General features: G+C 72.1%; 23 protein-coding genes and 2 tRNA genes. 15 read left to right on the forward strand and 10 right to left on the reverse strand.

Going from position 1 to position 24,206, the window contains the following annotated elements; translation table 11 throughout:
• Positions 1 to 57 precede the first annotated feature (57 nt).
• Both ACH4N1_RS21430 and ACH4N1_RS21435 read right to left on the reverse strand, forming a co-directional pair.
• Positions 58 to 579, reverse strand: a complete 522-nt coding sequence (locus ACH4N1_RS21430) for an NUDIX hydrolase (RefSeq protein WP_398099118.1) — start codon at positions 577 to 579, stop codon at positions 58 to 60.
• Complete coding sequence (locus ACH4N1_RS21435; RefSeq protein WP_398099119.1) at positions 576 to 2,063, reverse strand: zinc-dependent metalloprotease; 1,488 nt, start codon at positions 2,061 to 2,063, stop codon at positions 576 to 578. Before ACH4N1_RS21435 ends, ACH4N1_RS21430 begins: the two co-directional genes overlap by 4 nt.
• Before the next feature lie 193 nt (positions 2,064 to 2,256).
• On the opposite strand from ACH4N1_RS21435, the gene ACH4N1_RS21440 reads away from it, so the two are divergent.
• The 4 genes from ACH4N1_RS21440 (at position 2,257) to ACH4N1_RS21455 (ending at position 5,449) form a co-directional block, all read left to right on the forward strand.
• Positions 2,257 to 3,366, forward strand: a complete 1,110-nt coding sequence (locus ACH4N1_RS21440; protein WP_398099121.1) for an SDR family oxidoreductase — start codon at positions 2,257 to 2,259, stop codon at positions 3,364 to 3,366.
• 127 nt (positions 3,367 to 3,493) lie between these two features.
• On the forward strand, positions 3,494 to 3,952 hold the full coding sequence (locus ACH4N1_RS21445; RefSeq protein WP_398099122.1) for a molybdenum cofactor biosynthesis protein MoaE: 459 nt from the start codon (positions 3,494 to 3,496) through the stop codon (positions 3,950 to 3,952).
• A gap of 168 nt (positions 3,953 to 4,120) precedes the next feature.
• Positions 4,121 to 4,285 carry a hypothetical protein gene (locus ACH4N1_RS21450; protein WP_366057202.1) on the forward strand — a complete coding sequence of 55 codons (165 nt, stop codon included), beginning with the start codon at positions 4,121 to 4,123 and terminating at the stop codon, positions 4,283 to 4,285.
• 63 nt (positions 4,286 to 4,348) lie between these two features.
• The gene (locus tag ACH4N1_RS21455) at positions 4,349 to 5,449 is read left to right on the forward strand and encodes a PDZ domain-containing protein (RefSeq protein ID WP_398099124.1); all 1,101 of its coding nucleotides are present in this window, start codon (positions 4,349 to 4,351) and stop codon (positions 5,447 to 5,449) included.
• A gap of 45 nt (positions 5,450 to 5,494) precedes the next feature.
• On the opposite strand, the gene ACH4N1_RS21460 is transcribed toward ACH4N1_RS21455, so the two are convergent.
• Positions 5,495 to 6,037, reverse strand: coding sequence for a PPA1309 family protein (locus ACH4N1_RS21460; RefSeq protein ID WP_398099126.1), 543 nt, complete (start codon positions 6,035 to 6,037; stop codon positions 5,495 to 5,497).
• A gap of 164 nt (positions 6,038 to 6,201) precedes the next feature.
• On the opposite strand from ACH4N1_RS21460, the gene ACH4N1_RS21465 reads away from it, so the two are divergent.
• The 4 genes from ACH4N1_RS21465 (at position 6,202) to ACH4N1_RS21480 (ending at position 11,550) form a co-directional block, all read left to right on the forward strand.
• On the forward strand, positions 6,202 to 9,162 hold the full coding sequence (locus ACH4N1_RS21465; RefSeq protein WP_398099188.1) for a UPF0182 family protein: 2,961 nt from the start codon (positions 6,202 to 6,204) through the stop codon (positions 9,160 to 9,162).
• A 41-nt stretch (positions 9,163 to 9,203) separates the two neighbouring features.
• A tRNA-Met gene (locus tag ACH4N1_RS21470) sits at positions 9,204 to 9,277 on the forward strand.
• Between the two features lie 206 nt (positions 9,278 to 9,483).
• A complete protein-coding gene (locus ACH4N1_RS21475; RefSeq protein WP_398099128.1) occupies positions 9,484 to 11,343 on the forward strand; it encodes a tetratricopeptide repeat protein in 1,860 nt (619 codons plus the stop codon).
• Positions 11,344 to 11,476: 133 nt separating this feature from the next.
• Positions 11,477 to 11,550 (forward strand) — tRNA-Met (locus tag ACH4N1_RS21480).
• A gap of 136 nt (positions 11,551 to 11,686) precedes the next feature.
• Here the strand turns inward: ACH4N1_RS21480 and ACH4N1_RS21485 are convergent.
• On the reverse strand, positions 11,687 to 12,115 hold the full coding sequence (locus ACH4N1_RS21485; protein WP_398099130.1) for a Fur family transcriptional regulator: 429 nt from the start codon (positions 12,113 to 12,115) through the stop codon (positions 11,687 to 11,689).
• A 162-nt stretch (positions 12,116 to 12,277) separates the two neighbouring features.
• Between ACH4N1_RS21485 and ACH4N1_RS21490 the strand changes: the two genes are divergently transcribed.
• Positions 12,278 to 13,729 carry a catalase gene (locus ACH4N1_RS21490; protein ID WP_398099190.1) on the forward strand — a complete coding sequence of 484 codons (1,452 nt, stop codon included), beginning with the start codon at positions 12,278 to 12,280 and terminating at the stop codon, positions 13,727 to 13,729.
• A 72-nt stretch (positions 13,730 to 13,801) separates the two neighbouring features.
• Here the strand turns inward: ACH4N1_RS21490 and ACH4N1_RS21495 are convergent, their stop codons facing one another.
• Positions 13,802 to 14,197, reverse strand: coding sequence for a CBS domain-containing protein (locus ACH4N1_RS21495; RefSeq protein WP_363092869.1), 396 nt, complete (start codon positions 14,195 to 14,197; stop codon positions 13,802 to 13,804).
• 142 nt (positions 14,198 to 14,339) lie between these two features.
• Positions 14,340 to 15,140: a histidinol-phosphatase gene (hisN, locus tag ACH4N1_RS21500; protein WP_398099133.1), complete on the reverse strand. Its 801-nt coding sequence runs from the start codon at positions 15,138 to 15,140 to the stop codon at positions 14,340 to 14,342.
• A gap of 259 nt (positions 15,141 to 15,399) precedes the next feature.
• On the opposite strand from hisN, the gene ACH4N1_RS21505 reads away from it, so the two are divergent.
• Complete coding sequence (locus ACH4N1_RS21505) at positions 15,400 to 16,038, forward strand: TetR/AcrR family transcriptional regulator (RefSeq protein WP_398099135.1); 639 nt, start codon at positions 15,400 to 15,402, stop codon at positions 16,036 to 16,038.
• Positions 16,039 to 16,098: 60 nt separating this feature from the next.
• Here the strand turns inward: ACH4N1_RS21505 and ACH4N1_RS21510 are convergent, their stop codons facing one another.
• From ACH4N1_RS21510 to ACH4N1_RS21525, 4 genes are all read right to left on the reverse strand, one after another.
• Entirely contained in the window at positions 16,099 to 16,422 is a 324-nt protein-coding gene (locus tag ACH4N1_RS21510; protein ID WP_398099137.1) for a DMT family transporter, read from the reverse strand.
• 75 nt (positions 16,423 to 16,497) lie between these two features.
• A complete protein-coding gene (rsgA, locus tag ACH4N1_RS21515; RefSeq protein ID WP_382784853.1) occupies positions 16,498 to 17,508 on the reverse strand; it encodes a ribosome small subunit-dependent GTPase A in 1,011 nt (336 codons plus the stop codon).
• 11 nt (positions 17,509 to 17,519) lie between these two features.
• Positions 17,520 to 18,845, reverse strand: a complete 1,326-nt coding sequence (aroA, locus tag ACH4N1_RS21520) for a 3-phosphoshikimate 1-carboxyvinyltransferase (protein WP_398099139.1) — start codon at positions 18,843 to 18,845, stop codon at positions 17,520 to 17,522.
• Between the two features lie 117 nt (positions 18,846 to 18,962).
• Positions 18,963 to 19,685, reverse strand: coding sequence for a M50 family metallopeptidase (locus ACH4N1_RS21525; protein ID WP_398099141.1), 723 nt, complete (start codon positions 19,683 to 19,685; stop codon positions 18,963 to 18,965).
• 50 nt (positions 19,686 to 19,735) lie between these two features.
• On the opposite strand from ACH4N1_RS21525, the gene ACH4N1_RS21530 reads away from it, so the two are divergent.
• From ACH4N1_RS21530 to ACH4N1_RS21550, 5 genes are all read left to right on the forward strand, one after another.
• Entirely contained in the window at positions 19,736 to 20,551 is an 816-nt protein-coding gene (locus tag ACH4N1_RS21530; RefSeq protein WP_398099143.1) for an SOS response-associated peptidase, read from the forward strand.
• Between the two features lie 73 nt (positions 20,552 to 20,624).
• Positions 20,625 to 21,272: an alpha/beta family hydrolase gene (locus ACH4N1_RS21535; RefSeq protein WP_398099192.1), complete on the forward strand. Its 648-nt coding sequence runs from the start codon at positions 20,625 to 20,627 to the stop codon at positions 21,270 to 21,272.
• Positions 21,273 to 21,520: 248 nt separating this feature from the next.
• Positions 21,521 to 22,216 carry an RNA polymerase sigma factor SigR gene (gene sigR / locus ACH4N1_RS21540; RefSeq protein ID WP_398099145.1) on the forward strand — a complete coding sequence of 232 codons (696 nt, stop codon included), beginning with the start codon at positions 21,521 to 21,523 and terminating at the stop codon, positions 22,214 to 22,216.
• Entirely contained in the window at positions 22,213 to 22,515 is a 303-nt protein-coding gene (gene rsrA / locus ACH4N1_RS21545) for a mycothiol system anti-sigma-R factor (protein WP_398099147.1), read from the forward strand. The genes sigR and rsrA overlap by 4 nt, the downstream gene beginning before the upstream one ends.
• 216 nt (positions 22,516 to 22,731) lie before the next feature.
• Positions 22,732 to 24,087: an HD-GYP domain-containing protein gene (locus ACH4N1_RS21550; protein ID WP_398099149.1), complete on the forward strand. Its 1,356-nt coding sequence runs from the start codon at positions 22,732 to 22,734 to the stop codon at positions 24,085 to 24,087.
• Positions 24,088 to 24,206: the final 119 nt, after the last annotated feature.

Raw genomic sequence — 24,206 nt, forward strand, 5'->3', positions numbered from 1 at the left:
CCGGAAAGCGGACGTAAGGGGTGACCGCCAGGCCGGCCGCCCCTTACGCGTACCGCCTCACAGGCGCGCCCGTGCCGCCTCCAGCAGACGGACGACCGACTCGTCCGCCACCTCCGCGACCGCGTCGTAGGGGAACCAGCGCAGGTCGAGGGACTCGTCACTGATGGCCTGGACGGCGCCGGGCGGGGCCAGGGCCGCGTACTGGACGTCGAAGTGCCAGTGGCACGGGGCCGGGATCGGATGGCGGTCCAGCCGGACCGGACCGCCCGGCAGCAGTGTCAGACCCGGGATGCCGGACTCCTCGGTGGCCTCGCGCAGGGCGGCCGCCGTCAGGGAGGCGTCCTGCGGCTCGCAGTGGCCGCCCATCTGGAGCCACATCCGCAACTTCCTGTGCAGGGTCAGCAGCACCTGCCCCCGCTCGGGGGCGATCACCAGGGCGCTGGCCGTCAGATGCCCGGCCCCGCAGGCCTTCCACATCGCGTCCGGGTGAGCCGCCAGGTGGTCGAGGTACTCCTGGCGCAACTCGTCCTGGTCCCCGTACGCCTTCAGTACGAGAACCGCGTCGTCGTGCAGGCTCACTCGGTGCTGTCGCCCTTGCCCTCGTCGGTGTCGTCGTCCTTCTTCAGGTGCGGCTTCTCTCCGGAACCGGAACCGGCACCCGCGCCCGAGCCGGAACCCGAGCCGCCGCTCGCCGCCTCGCCGAGCATCTTGTCCCACTCGGAGAAGTCCATCTGCTCGCGGTGCACGAAGCCGTCCGGGTCGTCCAGGTCGGCGGCCGTCGGCAGCATGTCCGGGTGTGCCCAGAGCGCGTCACGACCGTCCACGCCGCGCGCGTCCGTCAGCGAGGCCCACAGCCGGGAGGCGTCCCGCAGGCGCCGCGGGCGCAGCTCCAGCCCGATCAGCGTCGCGAAGGTCTGCTCCGCCGGACCGCCCGTGGCGCGACGGCGGCGCAGGGTCTCACGCAGCGCGTCCGCGGACGACAGGCGCGGCTTGGCGGCCGCGTGGACCACCGCGTCGACCCAGCCCTCCACCAGCGCCAGAGCCGTCTCCAGACGGGCCAGGGCGGCCTTCTGCTCCGGGGTGTCCTCCGGCTGGAACATGCCCTGCTGAAGGGCGTCCTGCAACTGCTCGGGATTCTGCGGATCGAACTGCCCGACCACGTCCTCCAGCTTCGCCGTGTCCACCTTGATCCCGCGCGCGTAGCCGTCGACCGCGCCGAACAGGTGCGAGCGCAGCCACGGCACGTGCGCGAACAGGCGCTGGTGGGCGGCCTCGCGCAGGGCCAGGTAGAGCCGCACCTCCTCCTTCGGGACGCCCAGGTCCTTGCCGAACGACTCGATGTTCAGCGGCAGCAGCGCGGCCTTGCCGGCCGGGCCGAGCGGCAGGCCGATGTCGGTCGAACCGACGACCTCGCCCGCGAGCACGCCCACGGCCTGCCCGATCTGCGAGCCGAACATGGCGCCGCCCATCGAGCGCATCATGCCGATCAGCGGGCCGGCCATGGCCTGCATCTCCTCCGGCAGGACATCGCCCATGGCCGCGCCGACCCGCTCGGCGACCGGGTCGACCAGCTCCTTCCACGCGGGCAGGGTCGCCTCGACCCACTCGGCGCGCGACCACGCCACGGCGGTGCCGGCGCCGGACGGCAGCGAGGTCGCGTCGTCCAGCCACAGGTCGGCCAGGCGGACGGCCTCCTGCACGGCGGTCCGCTCGGCGGGGCCGACGCTCGCGTCCTTGACGCCCTCGGAGGTGCCCTGGGAGACCGTCTGGCGGGCGATCTGCTTGGCCATGTCCCAGTTCACCGGGCCGCCCTCGTAGGAGAGCATCTGGCCCAGCTGCTGGAACGCCGCGCCCAGGTCGGTGGGGTTCAGCGAGCCGAACATGGCGGCGAGAGGATTGTCCGCGCCCGGGCCGCCGAAGCCACCGGCGCCGGGCAGCCCGCCGAAGCCGAACGGGTTGGCCGGTCCCTGACCACCGCCGTCCTGCGGGTCCTTCTTCTTGCCCTCGTCGCCGTCGTCCGGCTCCTCCGGCGGAAGGCCGAATCCGAATGGGGTGTCACTCACGGGATTCCTCGGCTGGTAAGGCCACCGGCTCTGGTCCGGCGGCGCGGCTGCCCTGCAACACCCCCCAGCGTAGACACCCGGGCCCGATCGGGCCTCGGTGCTTCGCCGACTCGCGGCCTGCGGCAGGATGGATGCCACCTGGTACGAACGCCTCACTCACGCCCGTATGGAAAACAACCGCTGGAGACACCTGGTGAGTTCCCCAGATCCGCAGGTTCGCGCAGCGCGAAACCCGTCGACCCCGGGCGGGCCGCGCGGCCCCGTCGTCGCCGTGACCGGCGCCGCGACCGGGGTGGGCGCGCTGCTGACCGAGCGGCTCGCCGCGTCCGACGAGATCAAGCAGGTCGTCGCCATCGACGAGCGGCGGGGTGAGTGCGACGCGGCGCAGTGGCACATCCTCGACGTCCGCGACCCGGCGATCGCCGAGAAACTGCGCGGCGCGGACGTCGTCGTCCATCTGGCGCTCGATCTCGACCTGGGGAGCGAAGCCGCCGCCCGAACGGCCTACAACGTGCGCGGGACCCAGACGGTGCTGACCGCCGCCGCGGCCGCCGGGGTGCACCGCGTGGTCCTGTGCACCTCCGCGATGGTCTACGGCGCGCTGCCGGACAACGAGCTGCCGCTGTCGGAGGACGCGGAGCTGAACGCCACGGCGGAGGCGACCGGCGTCGGGGACCTCCTGGAGATCGAGCGGCTCGCCCGCCGAGCCCCGCGCGCCCATCCGGGTCTCAACGTCACCGTGGTCCGCCCCGCGGTGCTGGTGGGCGGCACGGACACCGCGCTGACCAGGTACTTCGAGTCGCCCCGGCTGCTGGTCGTCGCCGGGTCGCGGCCGGTCTGGCAGTTCTGCCACGTCGAGGACCTGTGCGGGGCGCTGGAGTACGCCGTCCTGGAGAAGGTCGACGGGGAACTCGCCGTCGGGTGCGACGGATGGCTGGAGCAGGAGGAGGTCGAGGAACTCAGCGGGATCCGGCGGATGGAGCTGCCGTCGGCGGTGGCGCTCGGCGCGGCGGCCCGGCTGCACCGGATCGGGCTCACGCCGTCCCCGGCGGGGGACCTGGCGTACACGATGTACCCGTGGGTGGTGAGCGGGAGCCGACTGCACGACGCCGGGTGGCGGCCCCGCTGGACCAACGAGGAGGTGCTGGCGGAGCTGCTGGAGGAGGTCTCCGGGCGGCACACCGTGGCCGGGCGGCGACTGGGCCGGAAGGACGCGACGGCCGCGGGGGCGGCGGGGGCGACCGTGGCTCTGCTCGGCGCTGCCGCCGTGGTCCGCCGGGCGCGCAAGGCACGGCGGCGGTAGCGGTCGCGGTGGCCGGAGCCGCCGCCCCCCCCGGGGGGCGCCCTTGGAGGAGGCTCGAAGCCCTACGCGCGCGTGCCGGGTGATTCCGCTGTTCCCCCCTGTCCGCGGGGTGCGGCACGATGGAGGCATGGCACCCAGCAACGATCACCCCGGTGAGCAGGCCGCGCAGGATCCCGTCAAGCTGATCGCGATCCGGGACGGCGCACTGTCCCTGGACGAGGTCTTCCGGGCCGTCGGGGACGACGCGGCCGGTGGGACGGCACTGTTCGTGGGAACCGTGCGCAACCACGACGGCGGCGGCGACGTGGACGGCCTCGGGTACTCCAGCCATCCCAGCGCCGAGGCGGAGATGCGGCGGATCGCGGAGAAGGTCGTCGCCGAGTACCCGGTGCGGGCGCTCGCCGCCGTGCACCGGGTGGGGGATCTCGAGGTCGGCGATCTGGCGGTCGTCGTCGCCGTGTCCTGTCCGCACCGCGGCGAGGCCTTCGAGGCCTGCCGCAAGCTGATCGACGACCTCAAGCACGAGGTGCCCATCTGGAAGCACCAGAGGTTCTCCGACGGCACCGAAGAATGGGTCGGTGCGTAGCGCCGTCGTCCAGGGGTGGTGGTCGGGTGGCGGGAGGGCGGGTCGGGGCCTGCTGAACCGGCCACCCGTCCGGTTGCGTAACCCCACCCCTGCCGTGAGCGTTGTCAGTGCGGAAGGTTAATCTGCTGATCAGTCAGTTGCGGTCGCACGTGGGGTTGGGAGGTCGGCATGGGGGCGCTCACCTGGTTGCTGATTCCGCTGGTCGCCGCGATCGGTGCGGGGCTGTGGGGCAGTTGGGCCAACCGCACCCGTAAGGCCCGCGGCGACGGCCCCGAGCTGGACGGTTACGCCCGCTTCCGCGCGGCCATGGAGAGGTCCCACTCGGGCACCTGAGGTCCGTGACCCGGGCGGTGGCCCTGACGGTGCGCCGACAGAGGCGTCCCGTACTGTCGAGTCATGCCACGCCGCACCGCGACGATGCTCGCCTCCACCCTGATGCTGATCGCGCTCCTCTGCGCGGGAGTACTCATCCGCGTGCCGTACGCGGAGATGTCCCCGGGGCCGACGGTGAACACGCTCGGGGAGCACGGTGGCGAGCCGGTGCTCCAGATCGCCGGGCGCAAGACCTACCCGACGGACGGTCACCTCAACATGACGACCGTGAGGGTGACCAGCGCCGACTACCGGATGAACCTCGTCGAGGCGGTCTACGGCTGGCTCGCGCACGACAACAAGGTCGTCCCGCACGACACGCTCTACCCGGACGGCAAGACCGAGGAGCAGTCCACCCAGGAGAACGCCGAGGAGTTCAGCCAGTCCCAGGAGAGCGCCAAGGTCGCCGCCCTGAAGGAGCTGGACGTCCCGGTGCGGTCCTGGGTGATCGTCTCCACCGTCGTGAAAGGCTCGCCCGCCGAGGGCCGGCTGCACGCCGGAGACGTGATCAAGAACGTGGACGGTACGGCGGTGAAGGCCCCCTCCGACGTCGCGAAGCTGGTGACGAAGCACAAGCCCGGCGAGGACGTCGTCTTCACCATCGTGCCGGCGAAGGACCAGGCCGCCGCCGAGAAGGCGCAGAAGACGGCGACCAGGACGCAGAAGGTCACGATCAGGACGGCGGCCTCCGGCGACGGCGCGGAGAAGCGGGCCATCGTCGGGATCTCCGCCGGCACCGACCACACCTTCCCGTTCACCATCGACATCAAGCTCGCCGACGTCGGCGGCCCGAGCGCCGGCCTGATGTTCGCGCTCGGCATCTACGACAAGCTCACCCCGGGCAGCCTGACCGCCGGGAAGTTCGTCGCCGGCACCGGCACCATCGACGACGACGGCAAGGTCGGCCCGATCGGTGGCATCCAGCTGAAGACCGTCGGCGCCCGCGACAAGGGCGCCCAGTACTTCCTGACGCCGGCCGACAACTGCGCGTCCGCCGCCAAGGACACCCCGAGCGGGCTGACGCTCGTCAAGGTGAACACCATCGAGGACGCCCTGGGCGCCCTGAAGGACATCCGCAGCGGCGACACCGCGGACCTGCCGAAGTGCACGGCCGGCAAGTCCTGAGGCGCCGCCGGGAGGCCGCCGGGCCGTGCGGCGACGCCGTGGGGGCTACTCCTCGAACGTCGCCGACAGGGCCTCCGCGAGCCCCGGGACCAGCTGCGAACCGGTGAGGACCTCCGTCGGGGAGTCCTTCTCGCGCAGCCGCAGGGCCGAGTCCCGGGTGCCGTCGCGCAGGACCGCCACCGTCATCCGCACCTCCTGGCGGTCGGGGTGATCTGCCACCCACCGCGTCAGCTTCGCCCCGCTCAGCCCCTGCGGGACCTGGGCCTCGGCGGACGGGGGCAGCATCAGACGCTCCACGGTCAGCGCGCAGCCGGCCACCGCGTCGGGCCAGGCGATCGTCGCGAGGAACTCGTCGAGCGGCTTGTCCGTTGGCACTTCGTCCTGCTCGATCGGGGTGAGACCGGTGGTCTCGGGCGCGTCCTCCAGACCGAGCTGGGCGGCGAGCGCGGGTTCCTGGGTCCGCAGCCGTGCGGTGTCTACGAGGGCGAAGAGGCGGGCGGGCTGGTCCCAGCCGAGGCCGGAGGCGTACTCGTCGATCTCGAGTACGGCCCGGGTGAGCGGGCTCGCCGCCATGGGAGTGTTGGACATGGTCACAATCCTGCCTCGTTCCCGGCCGGAATCGGGAACCGAGTAAAGGGTGAGTAAGTTGCATAGGTGTGGGCCCACGATCACGGGGGGCCACGGAGGGTCCACGAAGACGCGGGCCTGACGGATCAACAGCGAACTTCGGGGTGCGAACCTTGGCTTTCCAGATGCCGGACCGCGGCGGAGGCCCGACCGGGCCACGGATCAGAGTGGGCCGCCCGTCCCGGCGCGTCCGGACTCTGCTCATGACACTGGGCGTGCTTGCCGTCCTGGCCATGGCCTTCACCATGTTCGCCGGGTTCTGGACGGACTGGCTCTGGTACCGGTCGGTGAACTACTCCTCCGTGTTCACGACCACCCTGTCGACCAAGATCGGGCTCTTCTTCGTCTTCGGTCTGCTGATGGCCCTCGCGGTCGGGTTCAACATCTGGTTGGCCCACCGCCTGCGGCCGCCGCTGAGCGCCATGTCGATGGAGCAGCAGAGCCTCGACCGGTACCGCATGGGCATCGCGCCGTACAAGAAGTGGCTGCTGCTCGGGATCACCGCCCTCGTCGGGCTGATCGCCGGCGCCTCGGCGTCGGGGCAGTGGCGGACCTGGCTGATGTGGGTCAACGGCGTGTCCTTCGGACAGAAGGACCCGCAGTTCCACCTCGACGTGTCCTTCTACGCCTTCGACCTGCCCTGGTACCGGTTCCTGCTCGGCTTCGGCTTCGCCGCCACGATCCTCTCCCTGATCGCCGCCGCGCTCACCCACTACCTGTACGGCGGGCTGCGCGTCACCAGTCCCGGCGCGCGCGCCACGGCCGCGGCCACCGGACACCTGTCGGTGCTGCTGGGCATCTTCGTCGCCCTCAAGGCGGTCGCGTACTGGCTCGACCGGTACGGCCTGGCGGTGAAGTCCAGCGACTTCAAGGCCACCGACAACTGGACCGGCCTGCGCTACGTCGACGCCAACGCCTACCTGCCGGCCAAGACGATCCTGTTCTGCATCGCGGTCATCTGCGCACTGCTGTTCTTCGCCACGCTGTGGCGGCGCACCTGGCAGCTGCCCGTCATCGGCTTCGGCCTGATGGTGCTCTCCGCGATCCTGATCGGCGGCCTCTACCCGGCCATCGTCCAGAAGTTCCAGGTCCAGCCCAACGAGCAGGCCAAGGAAGCGCCGTACGTCGAGAAGAACCTCAAGGCGACGCGCGAGGCCTACGGCATCGAGGGCACCCAGGTCACCGACTACTCGGGGACGAGCAGGACCGAGGACAAGACGACGCTGCGCGACGACGTGGCCGGCGCGGCGAGCATCCGCGTCCTGGACCCGAACATCGTGTCGCCGACCTTCCAGCAGCTCCAGCAGATCCGGAAGTACTACGCCTTCCCGACCAACCTGGACGTGGACCGCTACAGCGTGAACGGCCAGGACCAGGACACGGTCATCGGTCTGCGCGAGCTGAACCTCGCGGGCGTGGACAAGCAGAACTGGATCAACAACCACTTCCGCTACACCCACGGCTACGGCGTGGTCGCCGCCAAGGGCACCACCGCCGACGCCGACGGCCGCCCGGCCTTCACCGAGTCCAACCTGCCGTCGGAGGGCGTGCTCGGCAAGTACGAGCAGCGGATCTACTACGGCGAGAAGACGACCACGTACTCGATCGTCGGCGGTCCCCAGAAGGAGATCGACTACTCCGACGACCAGGGTGAGAAGACCACCAGCTACACCGGCAAGAGCGGGGTCAACCTCTCCAACACGGTCAACCGGGCGGCGTACGCGGTGGCGTTCGGCGAGCCGCAGATCCTGTACTCCGGTGCGATCGGCGAGGGCTCGAGGGTCCTCTACAACCGCACGCCCAAGGAGCGCGTCGAGGCGGTCGCCCCGTGGCTGACCATCGACGGCGACGCCTACCCGGCGGTCGTGGGCGACCGGGTGCAGTGGATCGTCGACGCGTACACCACCACCAACGGCTACCCGTACGCCTCGCGGACCACCCTCGGCGACACGACGGCCGACTCGCTGACCGCCACCAACGACAACCGCGCGGTGGTGGCCCAGCAGAACCAGGTCAACTACATCCGCAACTCGGTGAAGGCGACCGTCGACGCGTACACCGGCGAGGTCAAGCTCTACCAGTGGGACACCAAGGACCCGGTCCTGAAGACCTGGATGAAGGCCTTCCCCGGCACGGTGGAGAAGAAGTCGGAGATCTCCACCGCGCTGATGGCCCATCTCCGCTACCCGCAGGACCTGTTCAAGGTCCAGCGCGAGCTGCTCACCCGTTACCACGTGAAGGACGCGACGACGTTCCTCAGCGGCAGCGAGGTGTGGCAGGTGCCCAACGACCCGACCAACCAGTCGAACGACGCGGTGCCGCCGTACTACCTGAGCATGAAGATGCCCGACCAGAAGGCGCAGGCGTTCTCGCTGACGACGACGTTCACGCCCAACGGCCGGGACAACCTCAGCGCGTTCATGGCGGTCGACTCCGAGGCCGGCACCTCCGGCTACGGCAAGATCAGGGTCCTGAAACTGCCGACCAGCACGACCGTCGACGGCCCCAAACAGGTGCAGAGCCAGTTCAACTCCGAACAGGACATCGCCGAGTCCATCAGGCTGCTGAAGGGCGGTGACTCGGAGGTCGAGTACGGCAACCTGCTGACGGTGCCGCTCGACGGGGGACTGCTGTACGTGGAGCCGGTCTACGTACGCGGTGGTGGACTCAAGTACCCGCTGCTGCGCAAGGTGCTGGTGTCCTACGGAGGTGTCACCGCCTTCGAGGACTCCCTCGACGAGGCCCTCAACAAGGTCTTCGGCACGGAGGGGGCGACACCGAAGCCGCCGGCGGACGACACCACCACCCCGCCACCGGCGACCGGCGACGCGACGGTCCAGGAGGCGCTGCAGGACGCCCAGGAGGCGTTCACCGCGGGCCAGGAGGCCCTCAAGAAGCCCGACTGGGAGGCGTACGCCAAGGCGCAGGCGGATCTCGAGGCCGCGCTGAAGCGGGCCGAGGACGCGCAGGCCGCGGCGGACAAGAGCGGCGCCAGCCCGAGTCCGAGCAGCTCGCCGAGCGCGAGTGCCAAGCCCGGCGCCGGCGCCAGTCCCACGCCGAGTCCGAGCAGCAGTCCCAGCGGCTGATCAAGAACCACCCCGCGTCGTGGTACGGTTGTGGAACACGACGCGGGGTGGAGCAGCTCGGTAGCTCGCTGGGCTCATAACCCAGAGGTCGCAGGTTCAAATCCTGTCCCCGCTACTGCAACCGAAGGCCCGGATCCTGAAAAGGATCCGGGCCTTCGTGGTGTGCGAACGCATGTCCCCGTGAGAGGTATCGCCGTGCCGACGTGGGGAGTTGAGGGATCTGTGTTTGACTTGTCTCTCTGTGGGCATGTCGACAAAACGCTGAAGTGACCTCACGGACTGCGGTATACCAAGTGTGACCGGGTTGCAGGTGGTGCGACGATGGACGTTATGGGGGACAAGGCAACTCTGTTCGAGACAGGGCGATTTGTGCAGCCTTCCGGTGCGGAAGGGGCCCCGGACGAGACCTCGGAGGAGACTCCGGACATGGGTCGGGACGAGACGGGGGATGCCGTCGAGGAGGCACGCCGACGGCTCGCCGCCGAGGCCGGCGACGTCGAGGCGATGAGCGTCCTCGGAGCCCTGCTGCTGCGCCGTGGCGACCTCGACGGAGCCGAACCCCATCTGCGTGCCGCCACCACGGGGGGCGACCGTGCCGCCGCCAACAACCTCGGCGTCCTCCTCCACCAGCGCGGCTACCCCGACGAGGCCGCCGGCTGGTGGCGGGTCGCCGCCGTCGCCGGCTCCGCGCCCGCGGCGCACGCGCTGGGCCGCCACCACCGTGAGCGCGGCGACGAACCCGCCGCCGAGTACTGGCTGCGCCAGGCCGCCGAACAAGGACACGTCCTGGGCGCCTACGCCCTCGCCGACCTGCTGGAGCACCGGGGTGACCGCCCGGGCGCCGAGCGCTGGATGCGGGCCGCCGCCGAACGCGGGCACCGGGAGGCTGCGTACCGGATCGCGCGGGCGCTCGACCGCAGGGAGCCGCAGCTCGCCGACGGGCGCTGGGACGCGGCGGACAACGGTGTCGCCGTCCCGGCGGAGGCCGAGCAGTGGTACCGGCAGGCCGCCGCGCGCGGACACCGGCGGGCCGCGCTGCACCTCGGGGCCATCCTGGAGCGGCGGGGCGAGCTGAAGGAGGCCGGGCGCTGGTACCTGACGTCCGCCAAGGACGGCGAGCCCCGGGCGGCCTGCGCCCTCGGCTTCCTGCTGCGCGACGCCGGCGACACCGAGAACGCCGCCATGTGGTGGCTGCGCGCGGCCCAGGACGGCGACGGCAACGCGGCCAACGCGCTGGGCGCCCTGTACGCCGAGCGGGGCCAGACCCAGACCGCCGAACGCTGGTACCGGGCCGCCATGGACGCCGGGGACGACAACGGCGCCTACAACCTCGCCCTGCTCTGCGCCGAGCAGGGCCGCACCGCGCAGGCCGAGCAGTGGTACCGGCGCGCCGCGTACGCCGGACACCGGGAGGCCGCCAACGCGCTGGCCGTCCTGCTGCTCCAGGGCGGGGACGCGGCCGGGGCCGAGCCGTGGTTCTCCAAGGCCGCGGAGGCGGGCAGCGTCGACGCCGCCTTCAACCTCGGGATCCTGTTCGCCGGCCGCGGCGAGGACGCGGTCGCGCTGCGCTGGTACGAGCGCGCGGCGGCGGCCGGGCACACCGAAGCGGCGCTCCAGGTCGGCATCGCCCGGCTGCGGGAGGGCGACGAACAGGCCGCCGAACGGCATCTGCGGTGCGCGGCGGGCGGGGGCAGCGCGGAGGCGGCGTACCGGCTGGCGTCCGTGCTCGACGCCCGTCGGCCGCCCCAGCCGGCGCACGAGCTGGGCGAGATCGTGCACGAGAAGACCGAGTGCGAGGAGTGGTACGAGCGGGCGGCGACCCAGGGGCACCGGCGTGCGCAGGTGCGGGTCGGGATGCTGGCCGCCGCGCGGGGCGATGTGGTGCAGGCGGCGCGGTGGTACCGGACGGCCGCGGAGGCTGGGTCGCGCAACGGCGCCTTCAACCTGGGGCTGCTGCTCGCGCGGGAGGGCAGCGAGCCCGAGGCGGCCGTGTGGTGGACGCGGGCGGCCGACGCCGGGCACGGGCGGGCGGCGTTGCGGCTCGCCCTCGTCTACGCGCGTCGGGGGGAGCTGGCGGAGGGGCAGCGGTGGGCGGACCGGGCGGTGTCGCTCGGGCCGGAGGAGGTGGCGGAACGGGCCGCACGGCTGCGGGACGCCCTCCGGGAGGAACTGTCGGCGTGAGGTTCGTGACCCGGCCCCGCCTCGCCCTGCCCCAGCCCGCCGGCCCGGCCGACATGCCCTGACCTGCGACGGCAGGGTGTGGCGAATCGATTTGCTTCTTCCTGTTCCCGTGACGTAACGTTGCATTCAACGACGCGGGGTGGAGCAGCTCGGTAGCTCGCTGGGCTCATAACCCAGAGGTCGCAGGTTCAAATCCTGTCCCCGCTACTGAAGGCCGAGAGCCGGAATCCGAAAGGGTTCCGGCTCTCGACTCATGTTCGGGCACTGCCTGATTCAGGCAGTGCCGGAGCAACGCGAAGCCCCGGCGTCCGTGACGGACGCCGGGGCTTCTGTGTCGCGTGGATCAGGCCGGCGTCGACGCCGACGCGCAGTTCGGGCAGACGCCGCGGTACGTCACCTCGACGCCCGAGACCGTGAAGCCGAAGCGCTCGGTGTCGGGGAGGTCGGCCAGCGGATTGCCGCTCGGGTGGACATCGCGGATCGCGCCGCACTGGGCGCAGACCAGGTGGTGGTGCGGCCGGTGCGCGTTCGGGTCGTACCGCTTGGCCCGCTTGTCGGTGGCGACCTCGAGCACCTCGCCGAGGGAGACCAGCTCGCCGAGCGTGTTGTACACGGTCGCCCGGGAGATCTCGGGCAGCTTGGCGACAGCCCGCGCGTGGACCTCGTCGGCCGTCAGGTGGACGTGTTCGCCGTCGAGGACCTCGGCCACGACACGCCGCTGCGCGGTCATTCGCCATCCGCGTCCGCGCAGCCGTTCCAGAAGGTCGCTCATGGCACCAGCCTAACAGGAGGGGGAGGCAAGTCCCGAACAGGTGTGACTTTGGATGCTTGCTCGATTTGGACAATTTCCATTGTGGGATCAAGCCTGACTTTGGCCAAGTGGCAGGAACGGTCGGTAATGACGCAGGAGACGCGCGTGACGCAGGAGACGCGCGTGACGCAGGGGCCGCTCACGACGGAGGCCGGCGCGCCGGTGGCCGACAACCAGAACAGCGAGACCGCGGGCGTCGGCGGCCCCGTCCTCCTCCAGGACCAGCTGCTTCTGGAGAAGCTGGCGCACTTCAACCGCGAGCGCATCCCGGAGCGCGTGGTGCACGCCCGCGGTGCCGGCGCCTACGGCACCTTCACGGTGACCGCCGACGTCACGCCGTACACCAGGGCGGCGTTCCTCTCCGAGGTCGGCAAGCGGACGGAGACGTTCCTGCGGTTCTCGACCGTGGCGGGCAACCTCGGTTCCGCGGACGCCGTGCGCGACCCGCGCGGGTTCGCGCTGAAGTTCTACACCGAGGAGGGCAACTACGACCTCGTCGGCAACAACACCCCGGTGTTCTTCGTCAAGGACGCCATCAAGTTCCCCGACTTCATCCACACCCGGAAGCGCGACCCGTGCACGGGCTCGCAGGAGGCGGACAACGTCTGGGACTTCTGGGGCCTCAGCCTCGAGAGCACCCACCAGGTGACCTGGTTGTTCGGTGACCGCGGCATCCCCGCGAGCTACCGCCACATGGACGGCTTCGGCTCGCACACCTACCAGTGGAACAACGCTGCCGGCGAGGCCTTCTGGGTCAAGTACCACTTCAAGACCGACCAGGGCATCAAGAACCTCACCCAGGCCGAGGCCAACCTGCTCGCCGGTGAGGACCCCGACTCCCACCAGCGGGACCTGCGCGAGGCCATCGAGCGCGGCGAGTACCCGACCTGGACCGTGGGCGTGCAGATCATGCCGGTGGCCGACGCGGCGACGTACCGGTTCACCCCGTTCGACCTCACCAAGGTGTGGCCGCACGCCGACCGCCCGGTGATCGAGTTCGGCAGGCTGGAGCTCGACCGCAACCCGGAGAACGTCTTCGCCGAGGTCGAGCAGTCGATCTTCTCGCCGGCGCACTTCGTGCCCGGCGTCGGCCCCTCGCCGGACAAGATGCTCCAGGGCCGCCTCTTCGCCTACGGCGACGCCCACCGCTACCGCGTCGGCGTCAACGCCGACCACCTGCCGGTGAACCGCCCGCACGCCACCGCGGCGCGCACCCACGCGCGGGACGGCCTCCTGTACGACGGTCGCCACGGCGGGGCGAAGAACTACGAGCCGAACAGCTTCGGCGGACCGTTCCAGACCGACCGTCCGCTGTGGTCCGCGACCGCCGTGACCGGCGGCACCGGCGACCACCCGGCGCCGGTCCACGCCGAGGACGACGACTTCGTGCAGGCGGGCAACCTCTACCGGCTCATGTCGGAGGACGAGAAGGAACGCCTGATCGGCAACCTGGCGGGCTTCATCGCCAAGGTCTCCCGCGACGACATCGTGGAACGGGCGATCGACAACTTCCGTCGGGCCGACGGAGACTACGGCAAGCGGCTGGAAGCCGCGGTCCAGGCCCTGCGCGGCTGATGCTCCAGCACTGGACCGCTTGTCGTGACCGGCCGGGCCGGACTCCCCCCGAGGAGTCCGGCCCGGCCGTGCTCACAGGGCCGGCGCGGGCTGCCGTGCGGGGGCCCAGCAGCGGATGAGGTCGCGGACGGAGACGACGCCGACGGCCTCCTCGCGGTCCAGGACGACGAGGTGCCGGAAGCCGCCGTGCGCCATGGCCGCGGCCGCCTCCTCCAGGGTCCAGGTGGGGGCGGCGAAGACGACGTCGTTGGTGGTGTGGGCGTGGGTGCGTTCGGTCTCCGGGTCCTCGCCCCGGGCCACGGAGTTGAGGATGTCCCGTTCGGTGAGGATGCCGATGCCACCGGCGTCCGGGTCGAGCACCAGGGCCGCGCCGACGCGGCGTGCGGACATCAGGGCGGCGGCCTGCCGGAGGGTGTGTGCGGGGCCGATGGTGAGCACCACCGTGCTCATGGCGTCGCGGACGAGCATGGGCTGAACACCTCCTACGAATCCGCCGGTGCGCGGATTCACAAATTCACAAGTGGGGGTGTCGCCAGGGTGGCAGGTAAAGCAGGGGTCAACAAGGGGGCGCGCACGTCCAGTTGAGGGCGCACGCGCTCATGTGTGTCGGTCAGCTGCGCTCGTTGAGATAGCCCAGCAGCTCGTCGTGGAGCAGTCCGTTCGACGCGGCGGCGTTGCCGCTGTGCGGGCCCGGACGGCCGTCCAGGCCGGTGAACGTGCCCCCGGCCTCCGTCACGACGATCGCCGTGGCCGCCATGTCCCAGAGGGACAGCTCGGGTTCCGCGCAGAGGTCGACCGACCCCTCGGCGACCATCATGTACGGCCAGAAATCGCCGTACGCGCGCGTGCGCCAGACCTCGCGCGTGAGGTCCAGGAAGCCGTTCAGCCGCCCCTGCTCCTCCCAGCCGCTGAGCGAGGAGTACGCGAAGGAGGCGTCCGACAGCCGCGAGACGCGGGAGACGTGCAGGCGGCTCGCGGAGGTCAGGCTGCGGCCGGTGTAGGCGCCGTGGCCCTTGGCGGCCCACCAGCGGCGGCTCAGGGCCGGCGCGGACACGACACCGACGACGGGCCGGTAGCCGCCCTCGGCGGCCTCCATCAGCGAGATGAGGGTGGCCCAGACGGGGACGCCGCGCACGTAGTTCTTCGTGCCGTCGATCGGGTCGATCACCCAGCGGCGGGGACCGGTCCCCTCGACGCCGTACTCCTCGCCCAGGATCGCGTCGCGCGGGCGGGCGCGCTGGAGCTGGCCGCGGATCAGCTCCTCGGCGGCCTTGTCCGCCTCGCTCACCGGGGTCATGTCCGGTTTGGTCTCGACCTTGAGGTCGAGGGCCTTGAAGCGGGCCATGGTCGCGGCGTCGGCGGCGTCCGCGAGGACGTGCGCGAGGCGGAGGTCGTCGTGGTAGTCCGGCATGGGACGAACGGTATCCGCCGTGGTGGGGGTGGGGCCACACAGGGCCTGACGGGGACCCGGCGCGGGGCCGGCGCGGCGGGGCGCGGGGCCGCGCGCGGCTCCCGGTGGGGGCGGCTCGCGGCGGGGCGGTGCGCGGTGGCGGGGGCGGGGCGCGGGGGCCGCGGGCCCGTGTGCCGGTGCGGGCCGTCCCCCGCGGACCCTTGACAGTGCCTGCCGGCGCGTCAAACCTGGGCGCGGAACCGCTCGTCCCAGGGAGGCGATGATGCCTGCGCGGGAATCCCTGCTGGACGCCGCTTTCGCGGCACTCGCCCGCCGGCCGTGGGCCGCCGTGCGGATGGTGGACGTCGCCTCGGCGGCCGGGGTGTCCCGGCAGACCCTCTACAACGAGTTCGGGAGCAAGGAGGGGCTGGCCCGGGCGCTCGTCAGACGGGAGGCCGACGCGTATCTCGCCGGCGTCGAGCGGGCGTTGAGGGCGCCGGGGGACGGGCGGGAGCGGCTGGTCGCGGTCGCGGAGTGGACGGTCTCCGCGGCCCGGGGGAACGCGGTGGCGCGGGCCCTGCTCACCGGGTGCTGGAGCGCGAGCCTGCCCTCGTTGGACCTGGCCGCGGTGGCGTCGTCCTCCGCCGTGCCCGCGCAGCGGCGGGCGGACGCGGCGTTGCCCTCGCCGGGAGAGCTGGTGGCGGCCGTACGGGATCGGGCCGCGACTGCGGTGGGCGCGGGGAACGGGGGTGAGGCGGCGCCGGTCTGCGAGTCGGCGGTGCGGCTCGCGTTGTCCTGCGTGGTGGCCCCGCCGGGGGAGGGGGCCGGGGGCGGCACGGTGGGGGAGCTGGTGCGGGGTGCTCTGCACCGGCAGGACGCGGACCGAGAGGTGCTGTCGCCCCCACCGGACCGGTTCTAGGGCGTGTTTCGAAAGTAGCGTCGTCTGCCTGAAGGGCAGACGGGACTTTCGAAACACGCCCTAGTGGGCCGAGCCCGACAGCTGGAGGCCGATCACGCCGATGATCACGAAGCTGATCGAGACGATCTTCAGGACGGAGACCAGGTCGCCCAGGAAGATCATTCCGTAGATCGCGGTGCCGGCCGCGCCGATCCCGGTCCAGACCGCGTAGGCCGGTCCGACGTCGAGTTTCTTCAGGGAGAGGGTCAGCAGACCGAAGCTGCCCAGGGCGAACACGCAGAACGCGATCGTCGGCCACAGCCTGGTGAAGCCGTGCGACAGCTTCAGGCAGACGGCGAAGCCGGTCTCGAGCATTCCCGCGACGACGACCAGCAGCCACGCCATGTGCTGTCCTCCCGTGTGAGCGGCTCGGTGCGATTATGCACTTACCGAACCCCGGCACCCACAAACACGCGAAGGTCAGTCGCCCTCCGTACGCTCCCTCGTCGACAGCAGGCGCCGCAGCGAGTACAGCCGCGCCTGGTCCGCGTGCCCCTCGGCCACCCAGGCGTCCAGCGCGCAGTCCGGCTCGTCGTGGCTGCACGCGCGCGGGCAGCCCTCCGTGCCCGGCACCAGATCGGGGAAGGCGAGGATGACGCGCGACGGGTCGATGTGGGCCAGCCCGAAGGAACGGATGCCGGGGGTGTCGATGACCCAGTCGTCGGTGCCGTTCAGGGGCAGGGCGAGCGCCGAGGTGGTGGTGTGCCGGCCGCGGCCCGTGACCGCGTTGACATGGCCCGTCACCCGGCGCCGCTCCTCGGGGACCAGCGCGTTCACCAGGGTCGTCTTGCCGACGCCGGAGTGACCGACGAACGCCGTGACCCGCCCGGCCAGCTGCTCGCGCACCAGCTCCGCCGCGTCGCCGCTCGCCAGTTGCTCGCGGTTGGTGACGACGTAGGGGATGTCGAGGTGGCCGTACAGCTCCAGCAGTTTGTCCGGGGACGCCAGGTCCGACTTCGTCATGACGAGCAGCGGGGTCAGGCCGCCGTCGAACGCCGCGACCAGGCAGCGGTCGATCAGCCGCGGGCGCGGCTCGGGGTCGGCCAGGGCGGTGACGATCGCGAGCTGGTCGGCGTTGGCGACCACCACGCGCTCGTACGGGTCGTCGTCGTCCGCGGTGCGGCGCAGCACCGAGGTGCGCTCCGCGATGCGGACGATGCGCGCGAGGGTGTCCTTCGTCCCCGACAGGTCGCCGACCAGGGCGACCCGGTCACCGACGACCGCCGCCTTGCGGCCCAGTTCGCGGGCCTTCATCGCCATCACGATGCGGTCCTCGACGAGGCAGGTGAGCCGGCCCCGGTCGACGGTGAGGACCATGCCGTCGGCGGCGTCCTCGTGCTTGGGGCGGGTGTGCGTGCGCGGCCGGTTGCCCTTGCGGTTCGGGCGGCTGCGGATGTCGTCCTCGTCGGTGTGCTTGCCGTAGCGGCGCATGGCGAAAGTCCCTATACCCCGGACGCCCCGAGCATCCCGGTCCACAGGTCGGGGAAGTCCGGCAGCGTCTTCGCCGTCGTCGCGACGTTCTCGATCTGAACGCCCTCCACGGCCAGGCCGATGACCGCGCCGGCCGTGGCCATGCGGTGGTCGTCATAGGTGTGGAAGATCCCGCCGTGGAGCCGGCGCGGACGGATGTGCAGGCCGTCGGCGGTCTCGGTGACGTCGCCGCCCAGCTCGTTGATCTCCTTGGTGAGCGCGGCCAGGCGGTCCGTCTCGTGCAGCCGCAGGTGTGCCACGCCCCGCAGGGTGGAGGGGGAGTCGGCGAGGGCGGCGACCGCGGCGATGCCCGGGGTCAGCTCGCCGACGTCGCCCAGGTCGACGTCGATGCCGTGGATCGCGCCCGACCCGGTGAAGGCCAGGCCGTACTCGGTCAGTTCGCAGGAACCGCCCATCTCGGTGAAGATCTCCCGCAGCCGGTCCCCCGGTTGGGTGGTCCGGGCCGGCCAGTCCGGGACGACGACCCGGCCGCCGGTCACCAGCGCCGCCGCGAGGAACGGCTGCGCGTTGGACAGGTCCGGCTCGATGGTCAGGTCCCGGCCGAGCAGCGCGCCCGGCGTGACCCGCCAGACGTTCGGCTCGCCGCCCGACTCCGGGGTGTCCACCTGGGCGCCCACCGCGCGCAGCATGTCCACCGTCATCCGGATGTGCGGCAGGGAGGGCAGGGTGGCGCCGGTGTGCCGGACCTCGACGCCCTGGTTGAAGCGCGGCCCCGACAGCAGCAGGGCGCTCACGAACTGCGACGAGGAGGAGGCGTCGACCTCGACCGGGCCGCCGTCCAGGGCGCCCCCGCCGTGCACGGTGAGCGGCAGCGAGCCCCGGCCGTCGTCGTCGATGCGGGCGCCGAGCGCGCGCAGGGCGTCGATCACGCTGGCCAGGGGACGCTCGTACGAGCGCGGGTCGCCGTCGAAGCGGACCGGCCCGTCGGCCAGCGTGGCGACCGGCGGCAGGAAGCGCATCACCGTGCCCGCGTTGCCGACGTCGACGGTGGCCGGGCCGCGGAGCCCCGTGGGGAACACCCGCCAGGCCTCGCCGGTTCCGTCGGGCCCCACGCCCTCCTCGATGCCCACCCCCATCGCGCGCAGGGCGGCCGCCATCAGCAGGGTGTCGCGGGAGCGCAGCGGACGGCGCAGCCAGCCGGGCTCGGAGGCCAGGGCGGCCAGGACGAGAGCGCGGTTCGTGACCGACTTGGACCCCGGCACGTGGACCGTCGCGTCGACGGCCTCGCTCGCGTGCGGGGCGGGCCAGAGGGCGGTGTGGGCGGGGTTCGGGGCCATGGGCCCACTGTATAAGCAGGGCATGGTCCGGGCGGTCCGGCACGGGGGCCGGCCGGGGGAGGCGCGTGCCCGCGTCCGGGCGGCCCGCGCCCCCTCGCGCGCCCCCGAAGGCGCCCCTCACACCCCCAGCAGCCAGCGCCCGCCGCCCAGCAGCGCGCACAGGCTCACCGCGTGGAAGAGGAACAGCCACAGGCCCGCCGGCACGTGGGTCAGGCGGGACAGCTGGTCCGCGTCCGAGTCCCCGGCGCCGCCGCGGGACCGCTTCGCCTGGAGTTCGAAGGCCGGGCGCACGCCGCCCAGCAGCAGGAACCACACCACCGCGTACGCGAACGCCGCCTGCACCTGGGGACCGGCCAGCCAGGACACCAGCAGGAACGTGCCGCCCGTGAGGAACACCGTCAGCACCCCGTACGCGTTGCGGATCATCACCAGCATCACCACCAGCAGCGCCGTCGCCAGCCACAGCAGCAGCGTGACGCGGCCGGCGCCGAGCAGCGCGGCGCCGCCCAGGCCCAGCAGCGGGGGAGCGGTGTAGCCGGCGGCCGCGGTCAGGATCATGCCGAGGCCGTGCGGCTTGCCCCGGCTGAGGGTCAGGCCGCTGGTGTCGGAGTGCAGCCGTATGCCGGTCAGCCGGCGGCCGGTGAGCAGCGCGACCAGACCGTGGCCGCCCTCGTGGGCGATGGTGATGGCGTTGCGGGAGAGGCGCCAGAGGGTGTGCGGCACGACCACCGCGAGCGCGGCGGCCATGGTGGCGATCACCACCCACAGGTCGGGGTCGGACTGGGTGCCGACGAGCCGGTCCCAGAGGTCGGGCAGCGCGGTGGTGGCGATGCTGTCCATGTTTTCCGGTGGCTCCCTCTCGTCCTGCGGAATCTGGCAGTGTGGCACGTATGTGCGGACGGTATGCAGCGAGTCGCAGGCCAGAGGATCTCGTAGAAGTCTTTGACGTCGACAAGTGGGAGCCGGAGGAAACCCTCGGGCCCGACTACAACGTGGCCCCCACCAAGGAGGTCCACGTGGTCCTGGACCGCCCTCTGAAGGACGCGCCGGACCCGCGCCCGGTTCGCCAGCTGCGCAAGCTCAGGTGGGGCCTGGTCCCGTCCTGGTCGAAGACGCCCGAGGGCGCCGCCCGGATGATCAACGCGCGCGCGGAGACCGTCCACGAGAAGCCGTCGTTCCGCCGCGCCTTCGCCACCCGGCGCTGCGTGATCCCGGCCGACGGCTACTACGAGTGGGTCACCGGACGGCAGGAGCGCGACCTGGAGGTCGAGGGCCGCAAGAAGCGGCCCCGCAAGCAGCCCTACTTCGTGCTCCCGGCCGACGGCTCGGTCTTCGCGATGGCCGGGCTGTACGAGTTCTGGCGCGACCGCACGCTGCCGGACGACCATCCGCAGGCGTGGTGGGCGACCTGCTCGATCGTCACCACCGAGGCGGAGACGACGCCGCTCGCGGAGCCCCCGGCCGAGGGCCCGCGCACGCTGTACGACATCCACCCCCGGATGCCCCTGATGCTCACCCCCGACCGCTGGGACGCCTGGCTGGACCCGTCCCGGACGGACGCCGAGGAGCTGCGTTCCCTGCTCGAACCGCCGCCGCCCGGCCTGATGCGCGCCTACCCGGTGTCGACCGCCGTGAGCAACGTCCGCAACAACGGCCCGGACCTGCTGAAAGAGCTGGAGGGCCCCGTGGAGGGCACACTCTTCTGACGTGACCGACGGGACGGATGCGGCAGACGTGAACAGCAAGAAGAACGAGACGGCCGGGACCGACGGGACCACCATGGCCGACGTGACCACAGGGACGATCCAGGCCGTCGACACCGGCGCCGGGCCCGCCCGCATCACCTGGCACCGGGCGGAGCGGCCGAGGCTGGTCCTCGCCGTGAGCCACGGGGCCGGCGGCGGCATCGAGGCGCGTGACCTGCGCGCGCTCGCCGACGCCCTCCCCGGGCACGGCGTCAGCGTCGCCCTCGTCGAGCAGCCCTGGCGGGTCGCCGGGAAGAAGGTGGCACCCGCGCCGAAGACGCTCGACGTCGGCTGGCGCGGGACCTGGGCGGCCGTCGCGGACCCCGGCCTGCCGGTGATCTCCGGCGGGCGCAGTGCGGGCGCCCGCGTGGCCTGCCGTACCGCGACCGAACTCGGTGCCCACGCCGTGCTCGCGCTCAGCTTTCCGCTCCACCCGCCCGGCAGGCCGGAGAGGTCCCGGGCCGCCGAACTGCTGGGTGCCGGAGTGCCCACGCTCGTCGTCCAAGGGGGCAACGACCCCTTCGGCAGGCCCGGGGAGTTTCCCGAAGGGGCTTACGAACTCGTCGAGGTGCCCGGCGGTGATCACGGGTTCGCCGTGCCCGGAAGGGCCCCGGTCACCCAGGAGCAAGCCCTGGAGACGATCACCGCGGCGGTCGTCGGGTGGGCCGCGTCACTCGGGTGAACGGCGGGGAATGCCGGGGGGCGGACGACTGTTGAGCCGGACAGAAGTGCTGAACACGCAGCACCGATGTCGTAGGAGAGGAAGTCCGGCGCATGGGTTCGACCATCTGCCCCAGCCGCACCGACCTGGACTGGACGGTGCTGCACGCGGCCAGGACCACTCCTGTTCGAGCGGCGGGTGGGACGGGTAGTCGTCTATCCTCCGATTCGAGTGGGACCGGTTTCGGTTCTGCCCGCGATCTTGAGGAGGTGGGTCCGGTCACCGGTACCGACGCAGGGACCGACAACGGCCAGGCGGAGCTGCCCGAGGGCCAGGGCACGGACGTGGGGACGAGTGCGGAGTCCACCGCGGAGCGCAGTGCGCGCTTCGAGCGGGACGCGCTCGAGTTCCTCGACCAGATGTACTCGGCCGCCCTGCGCATGACGCGCAACCCGGCGGACGCCGAGGACCTGGTGCAGGAGACGTACGCCAAGGCGTACGCGTCCTTCCACCAGTTCCGCGAGGGCACCAATCTCAAGGCCTGGCTGTACCGGATCCTGACCAACACCTTCATCAACTCGTACCGCAAGAAGCAGCGCGAACCCCAGCGCAGCGCGGCCGAGGAGATCGAGGACTGGCAGCTGGCGCGTGCCGAGTCGCACATGTCCACAGGTCTGCGCTCCGCCGAGTCGCAGGCGCTGGACCACCTGCCCGATTCGGACGTCAAGGCCGCCCTCCAGGCGATCCCCGAGGAATTCCGCATCGCCGTCTATCTCGCGGACGTCGAGGGCTTTGCGTACAAGGAGATCGCGGACATCATGGGGACACCCATCGGTACGGTGATGTCCCGGCTGCACCGGGGCCGCCGTCAACTGCGCGGCATGCTCGAGGACTACGCCCGTGAGCGCGGGCTGGTCCCGGCCGGCGCCGGAGAGTCGAACGAAGCGAAAGGCTCGGGCTCATGAGCTGCGGAGAGCCGCACGAGACGGACTGCGGTGAGGTCCTCGACCATCTCTACGAGTTCCTCGACAGTGAGATGCCGGACGTCGACCGCGACAAGTTCAAGCAGCACTTCAGCGAGTGCTCGCCGTGCCTGGAGAAGTACGGGCTGGAAGAGGCCGTCAAGAAGCTGGTCAAGCGCTGCTGCGGCCATGACGACGTGCCGAGCGACCTGCGCTCGAAGGTGATGGGCCGGCTCGAGCTGATCCGCTCCGGTCAGGCCGTGCCCGAGCACGACGTGTCGGCCACCCGCCAGGAGTCCTGAGGCCTTCCCGGACCGGAGTCCTCCCGGACCGGAGTCCTCCCGGACCGGAGTCCCGAGGGAGCCTTCCCCGGACCTGGGTCCGCCCGGCCCGGGTATCTCCCCGGGACCGGCCGACATCACCCGAATGTGCTAATCCGCGAGTGATGCGCCCGCGTCGCCACCCCCCGCCACCCTAGGCTCCGGAACCTGGACCAGCCGTGGCCGGGGGAGGGCGACATGGACGGCATTCCGGTAAGGGCGCGGGTGTACGTCGTCTGCGCCGCCCTGGGCGCGGTGTGCTGCCTGCTCCCGCCGCCGACGGACCGCGCGCCCTGGTGGCCGGTCCTGCTGCTCGCCCCGCTGTACGCGGCCGGTGAGCGCGTCGCCCGCCGCCGGTTCGCCGGCACCCTCTACCCCGTCCTGCTGGCCGGGGCCTTTCTGCTGCCGGCGGCGGCCGCCGCGCTCGTGCCGCTGCCGGGCGCGCTGCTGTCCCCGGTGGAACAGCGCCCCGGCGCGCTGCGGCGCGTGTGGCGGGCCGCCCGGCTGGCACTCGGTGTGTGGGCCGCGTCCCGCACCCACGACGCGCTGGGCGGCCGGGAGGCCGTCGAGGCGTCCGGCACCCCCGCCCTCCTGCTGCCGGCCGGGGCGGCCGTCCTGGTCCTGTGCCTGGTGCTCGCCGCCCTGGACGGCGGGATGCTCGCCCTGGCCGAGGGGCTGCCGCCGCGACGGGCCTGGCACGGACTGTTCCCGCGCTCCCTGGCGCCCCTGGGGGTGCACGGGCTCGCCGGCCTGATGATGGCCGTCCTGTGGCACAGCCCCTACGGGCCGGTCGCCGCGCTGCTCGTGCTGTTCCCGATGGGCGTGTCCTGGTGGGTGTTCGCGCAGTACCACCGGGAGCGCGCCGCCCATCAGGCGACGATCCGGGCGCTGGTGCAGGCCGTGGACATCAAGGACGGCTACACGCGCGGGCACAGCGAACGCGTCGGACGGGCCTCGACGATGATCGCCCGTGAACTGGGCATGAGCGAGGACCGGGTCGAGGTCATCCGCTTCGCCGGGATCCTGCACGACGTCGGCAAGCTGGGCGTGCCCACCCGTCTGCTCCGCAAGGACGGCCCCCTGACGCCGGAGGAACGGCGGGTGATCGAACTGCACCCCGAGTACGGGCACGAGATCACCCGGGGCATCTCCTTCCTCGGCGAGGCCCGTTCGGCGATCCTCCACCACCACGAGCGGCTGGACGGCAGCGGATACCCCTACGGGCTGGCCGGCGGGCAGATCCCGGAACCGGCGCGGGTGGTCGCGGTCGCCGACGCCTTCGACGCGATGACCTCGAACCGCTCCTACAGCCGGGCCCGCCCCGTGCGGGTGGCGCTGGAGGAACTCCAGCGGTGCGCGGGGACCCACTTCGACCCCCGCATGGTCACCGCGCTGACCCGCGTGATCACCCGCGACGGCTGGCACCCGGTCGTCACCGCCGACGAGCCCCGCCTGCCGGCGCCGGCCCCTGCCGCGACACCGTCACCGTCCGTGCCACCGTCACCGTCCCCGTCGCCGGCCCCGCTCGCCGAGCGGCCGGAGGCCCGGCGGTGAGGGACGCGGGGCGCCCGCGGGCGGCCGGGGAACCGCCGGGGGCGGTCCGGCGCCCGCCGGCCGAGCCCGGAGCGGCACTGCCCCCGCTTCCGGCGACGGGCGGCCCCCCGGCTCCTCCC

Source organism: Streptomyces sp. NPDC017202, assembly GCF_044331705.1.
Taxonomy (GTDB): Bacteria; Actinomycetota; Actinomycetes; order Streptomycetales; family Streptomycetaceae; genus Streptomyces.

Coding starts and splice junctions, on each gene's coding strand:
- ACH4N1_RS21550 (WP_398099149.1), top strand. CDS start 22,732: ATGGACGGCATTCCGGTAAGGGCGCGGGTGTACGTCGTCTGCGCCGCC.
- ACH4N1_RS21535 (WP_398099192.1), top strand. CDS start 20,625: ATGGCCGACGTGACCACAGGGACGATCCAGGCCGTCGACACCGGCGCC.
- ACH4N1_RS21455 (WP_398099124.1), top strand. CDS start 4,349: ATGCCACGCCGCACCGCGACGATGCTCGCCTCCACCCTGATGCTGATC.
- ACH4N1_RS21510 (WP_398099137.1), bottom strand. CDS start 16,422: ATGGCGTGGCTGCTGGTCGTCGTCGCGGGAATGCTCGAGACCGGCTTC.
- aroA (WP_398099139.1), bottom strand. CDS start 18,845: ATGGCCCCGAACCCCGCCCACACCGCCCTCTGGCCCGCCCCGCACGCG.
- ACH4N1_RS21465 (WP_398099188.1), top strand. CDS start 6,202: ATGCCGGACCGCGGCGGAGGCCCGACCGGGCCACGGATCAGAGTGGGC.
- ACH4N1_RS21450 (WP_366057202.1), top strand. CDS start 4,121: ATGGGGGCGCTCACCTGGTTGCTGATTCCGCTGGTCGCCGCGATCGGT.
- ACH4N1_RS21525 (WP_398099141.1), bottom strand. CDS start 19,685: ATGGACAGCATCGCCACCACCGCGCTGCCCGACCTCTGGGACCGGCTC.
- ACH4N1_RS21530 (WP_398099143.1), top strand. CDS start 19,736: ATGTGCGGACGGTATGCAGCGAGTCGCAGGCCAGAGGATCTCGTAGAA.
- ACH4N1_RS21485 (WP_398099130.1), bottom strand. CDS start 12,115: ATGAGCGACCTTCTGGAACGGCTGCGCGGACGCGGATGGCGAATGACC.
- ACH4N1_RS21495 (WP_363092869.1), bottom strand. CDS start 14,197: ATGCTCGTCCGCGACGCCATGAGCACGGTGGTGCTCACCATCGGCCCC.
- ACH4N1_RS21475 (WP_398099128.1), top strand. CDS start 9,484: ATGGACGTTATGGGGGACAAGGCAACTCTGTTCGAGACAGGGCGATTT.
- rsgA (WP_382784853.1), bottom strand. CDS start 17,508: ATGCGCCGCTACGGCAAGCACACCGACGAGGACGACATCCGCAGCCGC.
- ACH4N1_RS21505 (WP_398099135.1), top strand. CDS start 15,400: ATGATGCCTGCGCGGGAATCCCTGCTGGACGCCGCTTTCGCGGCACTC.
- rsrA (WP_398099147.1), top strand. CDS start 22,213: ATGAGCTGCGGAGAGCCGCACGAGACGGACTGCGGTGAGGTCCTCGAC.
- hisN (WP_398099133.1), bottom strand. CDS start 15,140: ATGCCGGACTACCACGACGACCTCCGCCTCGCGCACGTCCTCGCGGAC.
- ACH4N1_RS21445 (WP_398099122.1), top strand. CDS start 3,494: ATGGCACCCAGCAACGATCACCCCGGTGAGCAGGCCGCGCAGGATCCC.
- ACH4N1_RS21460 (WP_398099126.1), bottom strand. CDS start 6,037: ATGTCCAACACTCCCATGGCGGCGAGCCCGCTCACCCGGGCCGTACTC.